The sequence below is a fragment of the Cutibacterium sp. KBN10P07758 genome (genome assembly GCF_050286205.1).
Classification (GTDB): domain Bacteria; phylum Actinomycetota; class Actinomycetes; order Propionibacteriales; family Propionibacteriaceae; genus Cutibacterium; species Cutibacterium acnes.
This window is the reverse complement of the sequence record NZ_JBNNQV010000001.1, coordinates 615,519-629,348: the sequence shown is the minus strand read 5'-3', so window position 1 is coordinate 629,348 and position 13,830 is coordinate 615,519. Positions and strand designations below refer to the sequence as shown.

Genomic DNA, 13,830 nt, shown 5'->3' with positions numbered 1-13,830 from the left:
GGTCTTCACCCGTAGCCTGGTCTCCGGCCTTAAGCGAGGTGACCCCGTCAGTTCGCCGCTGTCACGAAAGCCCATGCTTTCGGAATCCGCCAGACGATGAGATACCCCACGATGACCAGCGGCAGGCACACGTATGGCGACCAGTACCACTGCATCATGGTGAGTATGGCGGTAGCAACGACGCCACCAATGACAGCATCGCGATGGGTTCGCCGCAGCTGAACCGAGGCGAGCAACGCCAGTGGACCGATGAGATACCAGGGCTGCAAAGATGCCCCGAAAGCGGCAAAGACAATCATGACGCCCGCCTGCAGCCGAAGCGGGCTACCAATACGGCCGGTCACGACATTGACCGCGTTACGGCTACGCGATGCAATTCGGCCTAGTCGGATATGACAAGGCGGAATGGGGCCCCACCGCACCCAGCACCACATCATGGCAGCGACGGTAAGGGTCAGGCTGACACCAGTCGCCGGCCCAATGAGCCTATTCAACGGAATACCTCCGCTGCCTCGCAAAAACTGTACGACAAGCGCTATCGGAGAGTCGCTGGTCACCGATACCGGGCTACCAGCCGTGCTATTGAGCCAGCCCATGCCTAACCCATGGATCGCGGAAATCCCGCCGAATACAGTCAAGGCAGGAATTGCACCTGCTGCGATACGCGCGAGTAGCGCCGTCCAGCAATTGCGCGTCAACCACCGACGGCCGCCATGACGCACCGCATTGACGTGAACCAGGGCGACGATGCCAACCCCGGCCAACACGCCAGGCTGCTTGACGCTGCCAGCCAGCCCGACGAACGCCCCACCAAGAACGAGCCCGAGCCATCCCCGGCCAATCAACGCCAGACGTATGGCCACAACGAGTGCGACGAGGGACAAACCCACCTGGAGTCCGTCGTTGTGCATGCCCCCCACCACGCTCAACGTCGTCAATGGACAGCACACCGCCAGCCAGAGGGCATGATCCGGGTCGGTTCCGGCGTAGCGTGCTAAGCGAGGGACGGCCCAAACCATGAGTGCAACACCGATGAGGGCGGGTACTCGCATGAGCATCACTGACCACGTGGGATCTGCGTGAGCGATCTTCACCACGGCTGCCTGAATCCACAGTGACCCGGGGGGATACACCGCCGTCGTTGCTTGCCACGGCGTGTCAACAGCCTTGCCGAGAACTTCAGCCAAACCTTGTGGGACGCGGTATGGATCCATCCCCTGGGTGAGAATCCAACCTTGAGCCGCGTAAGCCCAGCCATCTTGGCTCAACAGCGGCGGGCTAAAGAGCAGTGGCAAGGACCAGACGACCAAAGTCAGCACGCGGCGTCCCACGAGTTTACGAGAACGCAACCACGCAATGATGATGGCGATCAGTCCTGCGATACCGCTGACAGCCACTGCCACACCGACCGGACGCACGTGCGTGGGCACACCACCTTGCGGAGATCCCCACCCCCACAACGTCACCATGACAGAGCCGACAAACCCCATCGTCAACACCTCAACCAGACGTCGCCAATCCGGCTGATTATGCGCCAGGACAGGCTGAGGCTCATCGGGGGGAACGGTCGCGATCATCACCACTCAGCGTAAGGGAACCACACCGTAAGACATCGCGAAGACGCGTCAGTGTCGAAGGTTTTGGACAATGTGACACACCCACCCGCTAAGGTAGCCAAGGCGGTTTTGCTCCGCCGCAGGCGCGGCCTTGCCCGCGGTCATGGTGATGACTGGGCGGCCGCGCTCGCCGAGTCGCTGGTGCCGGTGCGCGCTGAGATCGGTCATCACAGATGGCTGGTACCACACCGTGGTGTTGCCGGGCTTGGTGTCCAATGTCGTCAACGGATAGGACCATTCGTGCCACTTGGCATCATGACATCTCCCGTTTCCGCGAATCTCGAGGCCCTTGTCCCAACTCCACTGAGCTTGGATCAAGCCATCGACAACATTGTCTCCCCCATCGCTACTGCTATTTCTGACGCGGTGTTCTGGGCTATTCCACTGCCCGGGGGAAATGAGTTCCCGCTCATTCTGGCTTGGTTACTTGGAGCCGGACTCTTCTTCACCATTTACCTGGGCTTCCAACAGCTGCGTCCAGCATCGATCCGTCACTCCAGCCACGTGATGCGGGGCCACTTCTCCCGACACACAGACCCCGGTGACGTCACCAGCTTCCAGGCCCTCGCAACCGAGTTGTCAGGAACCGTCGGCCTGGGAAACATCGCCGGTGTTGCCATCGCGATCGCAACCGGCGGCCCGGGAGCCTCATTCTGGATTGCGGTAGCCGGATTGGTGGGCATGAGCGTCAAAATGGCTGAGGCCACCCTTGGAGTGAAATTCCGCGTCATCAACGAGGACGGAACCACTTCTGGTGGCCCGATGTACTACCTACGTGACGGTCTTGCGTCGATCGGTAAACCCACATTGGGCCGCGTCCTTGCTTCTCTCTTCGCCATCTGCACTGCCTTCGGTGTCATTGGCGCCGGCAATATGTTCCAGTCCAATCAAGCTGCCTATCAGCTCGCAATGTTCGCCGGCGGTCAGGACTCCTGGATCGGCCCCCACATGTGGGTCGTCGGCGTGGTCTTCGCGATACTCGTCGGGATTGTCATCGTCGGGGGTGCCTCCAAGATTGGCGCCGCGACCTCCAAGATTGTGCCATTCATGGGCATCCTCTACGTCATCATGTGCCTGGCCGTCATTGGCGCCAACATCTCCCAGGTCGGCAGTGCCTTTGAGGCCATCTGGTCCGGCGCCTTCACCGGTCACGGTGTCGCCGGGGGAATCCTCGGAGTCCTGATCGTCGGCGTCCAGCGTGCGGCATTCTCGAATGCGGCCGGTATCGGTACCGCTGGCATCGCCCACTCTGCGGTAAAGACGCGTCGTCCAGCCCAAGAAGGCTTCGTTGCCATGTGGGAGCCCTTCATCGACTCAGTCGTCATTTGCACCATGACGGCCATCACCATCATCATCACCGGGGTCTATCGGAACAGTGGTGCCGATGGCGTGCAAATGACCGCCCAGGCATTAAAGACCGTTGCCCCGTGGTTCAGCTCCTTGCTGACGCTAGCCGTAGTGTTATTCGCATTCTCGACGATGCTGTCCTACTCGTTCTATGGCAAGAAGGCCGTAGGCTACCTGTTCGGCAATTCGACCACCGCCGAGCGCATCTACAACGCACTCTTCCTCATCTTGCTGGTAGTCGGAGCTGCGACAAATATGGCATCGATTCTTGATCTGGCCGACGCCATGCTTTTCCTCATGGCGCTGCCGAACGTGCTAGGAATGTACTTCTTAGCACGCGTCGTGGCGCGCGAGATTAAGGGGCACCGGGAGCGTATCGACGCCGGAGTCATCCCGCAGGTTCCCGAGGATGCCCAAGTGGGCATGATGGTGGTCAATGAGGCAACCCCCGAACAGCTCGAGAATGCCGATACCGAGTATGCCCTGCGTGCCGCAGCCCAGGATGCTCGCAGTAAGGAGCTTCAGCTAGGACACACTGCCCCCGATACCGAGCGCGACTACCTGCAACACCTGCCGGAAGACCATGAGATTTTTAACACCATGGACCGGGAAGGCAAACCGCTCAAAGACCAGCGTCACGAGTCGTAGAGCCTGGAAATGGGGCGCCTCGCAATCCGCAAAGCTTCACGGCGCTGCGAGGACTACTTTCTGAGCACCAAGCCTCCTTAGAATGAAATTCCGCGTCATCAACGAGGACGGAATCGCCTCTGGTGGCCTATTCTGCGTGACGGACTGGCCCCCATCGGCAAGCGCGACCGCCACTCCGCACACAGATAGGCCGACCGAACCCCGAAGGGCTCGGCCGGCCAATCGTCGTGGGCATCTGCCCGATAATTCTCAGCCCTGGGTGTTCGGGTTCGGCATCTGGGTAGGCGGCTGCTGACCCTTGTCATTGCTGAGCTGGTTCTGCAACTGGCCCTGTGCCAGGAGAGCGGACATTTGGGCCTGCTGGATGGTCGCGAAATTCTGGGCCTGGTTCATCGACTCACGGTGCATGAGAAGGGCCTGATCGGCGTACAGACGCTGTTCGACCTCCTGCTTGAAGCTCTGCAGCTTGGCCTTCTCCAGAGCAGAAACGGTCAGGCTCGTGACAGAACCAGCATTGTTAACGACCCTCAGCTCGGCGTCCATCGTCGTAAGAACCGCGACGATTAACAGGAGCAAGGCGAGGACGCCCAGCACCGGTTGATGCGCATTGAACATGGAAATCATGAGGACGAGCCAGACTATTGCCATGATTGCGCGACCTGGGTGGAACTTGCTGTTCACGCCAACCTCGCTGATGGAGCCGAGGGGCATGGCGGCATCGTCATGCCCCAGCGGAATCACACCCAGGAGCGTATTGGACTTTCGCGCCAGAAGGCGCCGGCTCGTCACGGTCAGCTCGGTCTTGAGCCAAGCCGTCATCAATGATGGGGAATAGTGGGTGACAAAGACATTCGTCTCCCCAGGAGCGAAACTGAATTCACTTTTGCTGCGGTCTCCCTGCTGCGTGCTCTGGAAACCGGGTTGGTACGGACTGCTCACGATCTAACTCCAAATATGCACTGCGGGATGACTCGTACGCCATCACCAATGCCAATCTCGACGGGGAAAAGGTATCCTCTCTCTCCCCCCCCCCCGATGGACTTGTCCAGTCTTTCGAGTTAATCCGCTCAATACTTCCGTTTCTTTGTGACAAACATCAACCCAGATATGGCGAGGGCCCCGAACCACGACGGTCCGGGGCCCTCGACGCGACGAGGTCACTTGTCCTCGTTGTCCTCCTCGGGCTTATCGACGACGAGGGTCTCTGTCGTCAGGAGCAGCGAGGCGATAGAAGCGGCATTGGCCAGGGCCGAACGGGTCACCTTGAGAGGGTCAATGACGCCGTCAGCGATGAGGTCCACGTACTGTCCGGTCTTGCCGTTGTAACCGTGTCCGGGCTCCATCTCAGCAACCTTGGAGACGATCACGTAGCCGGGCTCGCCACCATTCTCGGCAATCCAGCGCAGCGGCTCACGAACGGCCTTAGCGACAATCTGCACGCCGGCCTTCTCGTCACCCTCGAGGTGGAGATCCCCGTCGAGCACATGGGCAGCGTGGATAAGGGCAGAGCCGCCGCCGGCGACGATACCCTCCTCGATGGCTGCACGGGTCGCGGAGACAGCGTCCTCGATGCGGTGCTTCTTCTCGTTGAGCTCGACCTCTGTGGCCGCACCCACACGAATGACGCACACACCACCAGCGAGCTTGGCGATACGCTCCTGGAGTTTCTCGCGGTCCCACTCGGAGTCCGAGTTGTCGTACTCAGCACGCAGCTGGATGACGCGACCCTCGACGTCGGCCTTATCACCGGCGCCGTCAACGATGGTGGTGTTGTCCTTGGTAACGACAACCTTCTTGGCACGGCCCAGAACCTCGAGGCCCACCTGGTCGAGCTTGAGCCCAACCTCGGGAGCGACGACCTGACCACCGGTGAGAGTGGCGATGTCCTGCAGCATTGCCTTGCGGCGGTCACCGAACGCCGGAGCCTTGACTGCCACCGAGCTGAAGGTACCGCGGATCTTATTGACGACGAGGGTGCTCAGAGCCTCCCCGTCAACGTCCTCGGCCACGATAAACAGGCTGCCGTGGGCGGCAATAACCTTCTCCAGCAAGGGGAGCAGGTCGTTCATCGACGAGATCTTGCCGGAGTGAATGAGGATGTAAGGATCCTCAATCACAGCCTCCATGCGGTCCTGGTCGGTGACCATGTAAGGCGACAGGTAACCCTTGTCGAACTGCATGCCCTCGGTGAAGTCAAGCTCAGTGCCGAAGGTCTGCGACTCGTCGACGGTGATAACCCCGTCCTTACCAACCTTGTCGAAGGCCTCAGCGATGAGGGCGCCGATGGTCTCGTCACGGCTGGAGATGGTGGCAACGCTGGCCATGTCCGAGGTGGTGTCGATGGCGCGCGAGATAGAGCGGAGCTCCTCCACGACGGCGTCGACGGCCTTCTCGATACCGCGCTTGAGGCCGACCGGGTTTGCCCCGGAGGCCACGGCGCGCAGCCCCTCGTGGACGAGAGCCTGGGCTAGCACGGTAGCGGTGGTGGTTCCATCACCGGCCACGTCGTTGGTCTTAGTGGCGACCTCCTTGGCGAGCTGGGCGCCAAGATTCTCATACGGATCAGTGAGGTCGACCTCCTTGGCGACGGTCACACCGTCGTTGGTGATGGTCGGGGCTCCCCACTTCTTGTCGAGGACAACGTAACGGCCCTTAGGACCGAGGGTCACCTTGACGGTGTCGGCAAGAGTGTCGACACCGCGCTCGAGGGAGCGACGGGCCTCCTCGTCAAACTGAAGTTGCTTAGCTGCCATGTATCAGCGCCTCACTTCTCGACGACGGCGAGGATGTCACGGGCGTTGAGGAGCAGGTACTCCTGACCGTCGTACTTGACCTCGGTGCCGCCGTACTTGGAGAAGATGACGACGTCACCCTCCTTAACATCCATGGGAACACGGGTGCCCTTGTCGTCGACGCGACCGGGGCCAGCGGAGATGACCTTGCCCTCCTGCGGCTTCTCCTTAGCGGTGTCCGGAATGACGAGCCCGGAAGCGGTGGTCTGCTCGGCCTCGAGAGGCTGGACGAGGACGCGGTCCTCGAGCGGCTTGATCGTGGTTGCCACGTCAAGACCCCTTTCTACTGAAGACGGATTATGTCGTTGTCTCTCGCCAGGGGTTGCGAGCCCCGAGCGCGACGGGCCGTCGGCGTCGCGGGTGCCTCAGGTCCGTTGGCACACTCACCACGAGAGTGCCAACCACGAAAGTACACCCGGAGTTGGCACTCAGGCAACGGGAGTGCCAGAAATGACCCGCCAAAAGTCAGCAACCTCAGCAAGAGCTGTGGTTCTTCCAGAAGTCATCAGGGTTTGACGGAGGCTGCTGACCCGGCTGCGAGCCCTGATAAGGGATCGGGTTCTGGCCGGTCTGGGGCGCACTCGTCGCGCCGCCCGAGACATGACCTAGCGGCTGATTGCCCCAGTGCTGACCCGGCTCCTGTTGCCTCGGATCCTGGTAACTCGGATCCTGGTAAGGAGGCTGCACGTAAGGGTCGCCCTGGTAAAGCTGACCGTTCCACTGCTGCGGCTGTCCCTGTGGCTGTCCGTCACCTGGGTACTGCATGGTCCACGGAGCGCCACCATTCTCCGGCTGCCCTGCCTTCTGTCCCTTTTTCTTGTTAAGGATGACCACAACAATGCCGACAATGGCCAGGACAGCGACGGCGACAACGATCCAGGCCCAGGTCGGTATGCCGTTGGAGCGTTTACTCGTCGCGGTCAGCCCCGAACCGAACAACAAATCGTTCGGATCGGTCCAGGTAACGGTGTTCCCATCAACCTTGCTCGATCCAGAATGGCTGAGGACCTTGCCCGGGAAAGTCACAGACACCTTAAAGTCGCTGAACATACTCGCATCAGGGGTGCGGTCGGAGCGCCCGCTATCGCGGAACAAGTCCGAGGTCATCTTGAAAGACACCTCGTTTTTGTCGAAGGTGATCTGCATGCCAACCTCTTTGTCGAGATTAGCAGCGGTGGTCTCCCCGGCAATGATGCACCCGATGTAATTATCGTCCTCGAACTTCTCGACCTTGCCGTCCGAGCCGGTACCGGCGGACCCCTTCGAGTTGTTGCAGTCGGAAAGCTCAGAGACGAGGGGGTCATCCGACGTGCTGGCTATTGACTTGGAGACACCAACCGTGCTTTTGAGGTGAACGTGATTCTCATCCTTGATCTCCATGGCAGTGTCAAATTTTGCGCACCCGGCAAGCAACAAGAGGGGTGCGATAATCAAAACGAGACAGCGTCTCATATGACGCGAAGCATTCAGCATGGGCATATGAAACCACGAACGGGAGCGGTAGGGGTAACTTCCGTACAAATGTGCTGACAGTTTCTCACTACCCAAGGCGCACGGAATGCCTAGAACCAGTAGCTAGGCCCCGCGCAAACCTCCATTAGCTTCCCGGCGCTGCGCCCCCATCACGCGGGCGAGCCCACCACCTCCTATTAATGATCATTGCAGCCACGGCACCACCACTAGCCAGCGTCACCAACGCACCAATACCCCACACCCAGCCGGGCAGGCCGCCCTGGCTCTTGCCTGATGCCGTCAACCCATCTGGGGAAAGAAGATCGCTGACGTCAGTCCACGTCACCGTGTCCCCGTCAACTTTGCTCGATCCAGAATGGCTAAGCACCGTGCCGGGAAAAGTCACCGACACCTTAAAATCGCCGATACCAGCCATGTCACCGACGCCAGAAGAATTAACACCTGGCACGAAATCGAACAAAGCTGATCTGTCAAGGTGGAACCGAATTATCTCATTGTCGAAAGTGATGCCGATTGGGCCATTTTCCTTGTGCCCTCTGAACACATCTGTGGACGGATCCGCAACGCTATGTGGTCGGCCTGACTGAACGGTGATATCGGTTGCCGTCATGGTGCCAGTGACCGTACAGCCGACATACGTACCGTCGTCGAATGGTTTAACCTTCACCTTGCCAGTCAGGCTGGCATTCGGTGGAGTCAACTCGGAGCAGCCGCGAAGCCGCTTGGCGAGTCCTTCAGACTGACCACTTCCATCACGATCAACGCTAGATTTGAGGACTCCAAAGGCGACGGTACCGTCGATATGGTCTTCGTCTTTAATGACGAAGCCAGCATTGAACTTCCCACAGCCGGACAGCAGGACGAGCGGGGCCAGCAGCAAGGCAAAGAAGTATGTCGCTGAGCGCCGTGTGGTCAACATGGATTCATGACATCACATCTGAGCCTGCTCCGAGCAGGCCACATGGCAGTCTCACGCGATCACATACCAGCGCCTTGGTTCTTCCGGTCGTCGGGGTGCATACGACCGTCACGCGATTCGGTCCCGAAGGCTTAAGCTTGCGTCGCCATGTAACAGGGTCTACGTCGACACCGCGTTTCTTGATCTCCACCGTTCCGACGTGGTGATGATGAACCCAGGAACGCAACGCTCTGACGTCAAGGGGCAGGACCTCTTTGACCGCAAACCATGTCAGCCACGGCGAGGCAACGGGTTCTTCTGCAGTGAGATAGGCGATACCCTCCGACACCGCGTGCAACGATCCATCGATCGCCGAGAGGCTGCCAGCGCGGATTGCTGCTGGGTGAGGCTCAGCCACGAAGGTGCCAAGTTCACCAGCTGCAGGAGCCGGAGATCCGCCGGGCAGCTCGTGAATCCCGGCAGGCTCAATGAGTACTGCCCGATCGCCCGGCCACTGATCCTCAAATCCAGACCACACCGTCGCCTCAACCAGGTCTCCACGATGTCCGACATACGTGACGGGAAGGTCTGGCAGCTGGGAGCGGTCGACGCCAGGCCCTAGCTTGACGACCGCAGGCACCGATTCAAGCACTGTCACAACAAATGACCATGGCGGCTGCACATCTTCTAACCGCCAAGTTCGCCCCCTGCCCGTGCGCCGAGCCGGATCGAGCATGACGACTGTGTTGCCGCGAGCCCGGAAGTCAGCGAAGACCGCCATAGCGTCAGCACACATCACGTGCGCTTCGGGCAGATTATGGCGCGCTAGCTCGGCTGTTACCGGATCAATCTCGGCGGCTGTCACCTCGAGGCCAGTATCAAGACATGCCCGCGCATCCGCCCCGCAGGCGCATCCAAGATCGACGACGTGGGTAAATCCGGCTTCTTTGAGGCGATGTGCACGCCACCGCGATACATCTCCACGGGTGGCCTGCTCTAGACCGTCACGGGTCCACAACATTGACGCTGCAACCGGCCCAATTTTCGCAACAGCCCGACGCCTCAGACTGATTTGGTCTAGTACCGCTGCGGCGAGATCGCCATCTATCTGTTGACGCAACCTGGTGGCAGCCAACAACGAGTCGGGATCAGCTTCAGCACCCGCTAACTCAAGAGCTTTGCGCCCCTCGCTACTAACCAGACGCCGTGCCACGGTGTAATCCACGTTGTCACCCTAGACGTACTTTCTGACAGTGTGGGTAGAATCTTCGGTCGAGACATTGCATTCGCATTCACCGCTTTCTATACGAGGAGCAACCAGTACCGTCGTGGCCGTCACCACCTACGAGAATCGATCAAGATTTACCCAGCGCCTACAGTCCCGGGGGTCAAAGAACACGACTTCCGGGGGAGATCCGTCGCGCCGTTCAGCAGGGTGGTACATCCACCATTTCATCGGTTCAGCATTCCAGTTGGGCGCCATGGCGACGACCTATTACGCGTCACGCACCGAGCCTCTCAACTGGGACGCCCACACGAACATCAGCTGGGCGCTGCTCTTTATTGCGATCATCGTGACTCCCGGCTTGTTAACCTTTGTAGAATCCTTCGTCGAACCGGACGGTTCTGGGCAGGACGTCGTCGCTGGGGTTACCATCATGCTGGCTCTCGGCAGCATTATAACGATGGGGGTCCTCGCGGATACCCCAATCGTGACAACACCGGTACCGTTCTCGATCCTGTTGCCGGTAAGCCTCGCGCTCACAGCCATTGCCCCATGCAGCCTGCCAGGGAGCAACCCTCGAGCAGACAGTATGTTTACGGAAACTCACTACGGAGCGTGGAGTTCTCGCTGGGTGGCTCCGGTGGTTTGCCTCATTCTGTGGATCATCAGGCTAGCCAGCTGACCACGATAACGCCCGCAATTGACGGATTACGCGGTTACCACTGGACGAACGACGGGGATGCCGCCGTCGCTGAGCACCCGGGCACGGAACCCATAGACGCGCTCCAACACGTCCGGGGTGAGGACTTCCGAGGGTGATCCTTCGGCATGCACCCCGCCCTCGTGTAACAACACCAGGCGGTCACAATAACAGGCAGCCAGATTCAGGTCGTGGAGGGCGACGATTGCCATCCTGTGCCCGCTGTCAGCGGCTCTGCGCACTAGGCGCAACACCTCGATCTGATTGTGCAGATCTAATGCAGAGGTGGGCTCGTCGAGCAGCAAGACCTGAGGATCTCGAACTACCATCTGCGCCAACGCCACCAATTGCCGTTGTCCGCCAGACAGCTGGGAAATGAAGCGGTGGGCGATATGGGCAATACCGACGCGCTCCAAGACATGAGCAGCACGTTCCACCGTCGCTTTGCTCCTGCTGCGAGCCGAGGTCAGGACCGACTCAAGGACGGTCAGGGATGCGGTGGCAAGCACGTCCTGGGGTAGGTAACCCACGACATCGCGCAGTTGGGCTCCGCTGACATGGCCATCGTCATCGCTGATGATCACCTCTCCCGAGGTAGGGGTCTTCAGCCCGGCGATCGCCTTGATGAGCGTGGATTTTCCCGCTCCGTTGGGTCCGAGCAGCCCAGTGACCGTCCCCCGCTCCAGCGGACCGAGGCTCACCCCGTCGAGCACGTGACGCTGCCCGTAAGACAAGTGCAGGTTAGACAGGCGGATGTTCACGATGCCCCTCCAAAGACACGATGCCGAGTGAGGATGAGGGAAACGAATACTGGCACCCCCACTAGCGCGGTGATGATCCCAATAGGTATCGCCACCCCAGGGATGATGGTGATCGACAGGGCATGGGCGGTGGCCAGTAGGAAGGCCCCAGTAGCTGCGGAGGCAGGGGCGAAGTATCGCTGCTCCTCGCCAACCAGGATGCGGGCGACATGGGGACCGACCAGACCGACGAATCCGATGACCCCAGCAAAGGCGACGGTAACCGCTGCCAGCAGTGACGCCAGAATAAGGATTCGCGACCTCAGCCGGGGCACATTCACCCCCATGGCGGCAGCACGTTCATCTCCGAGTCTCAACGCGGTCAGCTGCCCCGAATGCCTGATCGTGATGGGAATAGCGATAGCCAGGACGGCGGCGATGATGGCATTCGAAGTCCACGTAGCCCGTTGAAAGGAGCCCATCGTCCAGAAGACGATCTGTTGGAGGGCCTCCGGGGTGGCTCGGTACTGCAAGAGCGCCAGGAGCGCATGGAATCCGAATACCAGGGCGATACCAAGCAGGATCATGGACTCCCGGCCATCTTCACGGCGGCGTGAGACAGCGGCAACAATGGCAACCGCAACAAGGGATGCCACTGCTGCGCAGACCGCCACGTTGAATTGGGAATTGGGAATGATCGTCCAGTCCAAGACGATAGAGGCGGCCGCCCCAAAAGCTGCTGCTGCAGAGATCCCTAACGTGAAAGGTTCTGCCAGCGGGTTGTCCAGGATGGTCTGCATGTGCGCGCCTGCGAGCGAAAGGCACACCCCAATGAGTACCGCCATCACCGACGACGGAATGCGCAATTGCCACAGCACCATTCTGGTCTGAGCATCCACCGTGGAGGGATTGACCAGTGCTCTCAGCAGCTGGGGAAGAGTGATGTCCACGGGGCCAACCACGATGGTGACTAGGAAAGCAGCCACCGCAATGACCGAAAGCAGGACAATGGCCCAGCGCTTCCAACGGGCACGCCGGTAGTATCCCCTCACCACAGCCACCATTCCGGTGGCAGGATCCTCCCGGGCAAGGGACATGTCAGTGTTACTCACGTCGGATTCACTTCTTCAGCGTGACGAAAAACACGCCGCGGTAGCCAAAAGGCAAGTAGTCCTCATGGAATTTAGCGAAATCCTTCGTTGGGTCGACACCCTTGAATTGTTTCGGATGTTGCCATGCCGCGAACTGCTCAAGTGCGAAAACATTAAAGGGAGAGTCGTAGAACTGATGATAGACGGCATGCAACTTTCCGTCCTTCGGGGCCTTGAGTAAGGAAAATCCCGGGGTCTTGAGCAGGCCAGCCAAGGTCCTCTGTGCATCGTCATCAGTGACGTTATATCCAAGTTCGACGTGAGGAACCGACTCCGGTTTCTTCGGATCCTTAGCCCACGAACCACCGGTGGCGATGATGTGTTCAGGTTGGGTTGCCACAATCTTTTCTGGGGTGACGTCACCTGCAGATGTCCAGAGGAGGTCCGCCCCAAGGTTGTGGCCTCCGGCAGCGGTGATGACGTCGCCCAGATTGAGATTCGCATAGGTGGAGCAACAGTCCTTAAGCCCGGCAGCACGCCACAGAAATGTGCGAGGTTTGTCACTGTCCCGGGAGACTCTTCGTGACACGTCATCAACCTTCGATTGATAGAATTTATTGAATTCCTTAGCTCGGGAAACAGCCTTTCCACCAAAGATTTTACCGAGTGTCGCCATCGATTTCGTGGTGTTTTCTAGAGGCTTCCTGCGGAAGTCGATGAAAACATATGGAAGCTTGGCGCGGTCCATTTTCTGAAGAAATCCAGCCTTCTCCGCAGCCTCTTTCTGGTCCAGAGTCATGACCACCGCATCGGGCTTGAACGACAGCATATTCTCCACAGTGACGTCCCCTTTCGCGATACTGCCAATCATCGGAAGTTTGCTCACCTGTGGGCGGGCCTGACGCAATGCAGATTCGAAGCTGGGCGCCGCCTTGTGTAAATCAGCGCCGATGGCTACCACATCCTTAGCCGGATTCTCCTTGTTCAGGACACTGGTGACCATCAGCGCGCGCCCCTCAGCCAAAAGAATGCGCTTAGGTTGGGCGTCAAAGGAAACCGTACGCCCTGCAACATCGGTGACACTCAGAGCGGGAGTATGGCCACTCGACGCCTTCTCCTGGGCACCACCGGCGCAGGCACCAAGACCTAACGTAAGAGCAATCGTGGCAATGGCGCCGAGAGTTCTTGTGACATTCATGATGATGGCGGGCCTTCCTGTGGGGGGCGTACAGCGCCGATACAAAGTGGGCTTAAGGTTAGCTTTACCTAAGCCTCGGTGCAAGCATGACGCCGCGCATCC

The 13,830-nt window shown here is 59.5% G+C and carries 13 protein-coding genes; 2 read left to right on the top strand and 11 right to left on the bottom strand.

Features of this window, described 5'->3' with window-relative positions:
- Positions 1–47: 47 nt before the first annotated feature.
- Together mptB and ACOYO3_RS03110 are read right to left on the bottom strand one after the other, a co-directional pair.
- Positions 48–1,577: a polyprenol phosphomannose-dependent alpha 1,6 mannosyltransferase MptB gene (mptB, locus tag ACOYO3_RS03115; protein ID WP_002515961.1), complete on the bottom strand. Its 1,530-nt coding sequence runs from the start codon at positions 1,575–1,577 to the stop codon at positions 48–50.
- A gap of 48 nt (positions 1,578–1,625) precedes the next feature.
- The gene (locus ACOYO3_RS03110; protein ID WP_002523508.1) at positions 1,626–1,934 is read right to left on the bottom strand and encodes a hypothetical protein; all 309 of its coding nucleotides are present in this window, start codon (positions 1,932–1,934) and stop codon (positions 1,626–1,628) included.
- Here ACOYO3_RS03110 and ACOYO3_RS03105 point away from each other — a divergent pair.
- A complete protein-coding gene (locus tag ACOYO3_RS03105) occupies positions 1,872–3,611 on the top strand; it encodes an alanine/glycine:cation symporter family protein (RefSeq protein ID WP_002525127.1) in 1,740 nt (579 codons plus the stop codon). The two genes, ACOYO3_RS03110 and ACOYO3_RS03105, sit on opposite strands and share 63 nt — an antisense overlap.
- A 249-nt stretch (positions 3,612–3,860) precedes the next feature.
- On the opposite strand, the gene ACOYO3_RS03100 is transcribed toward ACOYO3_RS03105, so the two are convergent.
- The 6 genes from ACOYO3_RS03100 to ACOYO3_RS03075 all read right to left on the bottom strand — a co-directional run bounded on the left by ACOYO3_RS03100 (position 3,861) and on the right by ACOYO3_RS03075 (position 9,999).
- Positions 3,861–4,430: a hypothetical protein gene (locus tag ACOYO3_RS03100; RefSeq protein WP_002519620.1), complete on the bottom strand. Its 570-nt coding sequence runs from the start codon at positions 4,428–4,430 to the stop codon at positions 3,861–3,863.
- Positions 4,431–4,768: 338 nt separating this feature from the next.
- On the bottom strand, positions 4,769–6,364 hold the full coding sequence (gene groL / locus ACOYO3_RS03095) for a chaperonin GroEL (RefSeq protein WP_002514777.1): 1,596 nt from the start codon (positions 6,362–6,364) through the stop codon (positions 4,769–4,771).
- An 11-nt stretch (positions 6,365–6,375) separates the two neighbouring features.
- Positions 6,376–6,672: a co-chaperone GroES gene (gene groES / locus ACOYO3_RS03090; RefSeq protein ID WP_002514778.1), complete on the bottom strand. Its 297-nt coding sequence runs from the start codon at positions 6,670–6,672 to the stop codon at positions 6,376–6,378.
- Between the two features lie 205 nt (positions 6,673–6,877).
- Positions 6,878–7,882 carry an LppM family (lipo)protein gene (locus ACOYO3_RS03085; protein WP_002525128.1) on the bottom strand — a complete coding sequence of 335 codons (1,005 nt, stop codon included), beginning with the start codon at positions 7,880–7,882 and terminating at the stop codon, positions 6,878–6,880.
- Between the two features lie 118 nt (positions 7,883–8,000).
- Entirely contained in the window at positions 8,001–8,795 is a 795-nt protein-coding gene (locus tag ACOYO3_RS03080) for an LppM family (lipo)protein (RefSeq protein WP_002517609.1), read from the bottom strand.
- Positions 8,796–8,799: 4 nt separating this feature from the next.
- Entirely contained in the window at positions 8,800–9,999 is a 1,200-nt protein-coding gene (locus ACOYO3_RS03075) for a THUMP-like domain-containing protein (RefSeq protein WP_002517654.1), read from the bottom strand.
- Between the two features lie 103 nt (positions 10,000–10,102).
- On the opposite strand from ACOYO3_RS03075, the gene ACOYO3_RS03070 reads away from it, so the two are divergent.
- Positions 10,103–10,681: a hypothetical protein gene (locus ACOYO3_RS03070; protein ID WP_014167047.1), complete on the top strand. Its 579-nt coding sequence runs from the start codon at positions 10,103–10,105 to the stop codon at positions 10,679–10,681.
- 26 nt (positions 10,682–10,707) lie between these two features.
- On the opposite strand, the gene ACOYO3_RS03065 is transcribed toward ACOYO3_RS03070, so the two are convergent.
- The 3 genes from ACOYO3_RS03065 to ACOYO3_RS03055 are packed head-to-tail and all read right to left on the bottom strand — an operon-like array spanning position 10,708 to position 13,728.
- Entirely contained in the window at positions 10,708–11,460 is a 753-nt protein-coding gene (locus ACOYO3_RS03065) for an ABC transporter ATP-binding protein (RefSeq protein WP_002525131.1), read from the bottom strand.
- Positions 11,457–12,536, bottom strand: coding sequence for a FecCD family ABC transporter permease (locus ACOYO3_RS03060; protein ID WP_002517618.1), 1,080 nt, complete (start codon positions 12,534–12,536; stop codon positions 11,457–11,459). Before ACOYO3_RS03060 ends, ACOYO3_RS03065 begins: the two co-directional genes overlap by 4 nt.
- A 22-nt stretch (positions 12,537–12,558) precedes the next feature.
- The gene (locus ACOYO3_RS03055; RefSeq protein WP_002517611.1) at positions 12,559–13,728 is read right to left on the bottom strand and encodes an ABC transporter substrate-binding protein; all 1,170 of its coding nucleotides are present in this window, start codon (positions 13,726–13,728) and stop codon (positions 12,559–12,561) included.
- Positions 13,729–13,830 lie beyond the last annotated feature (102 nt).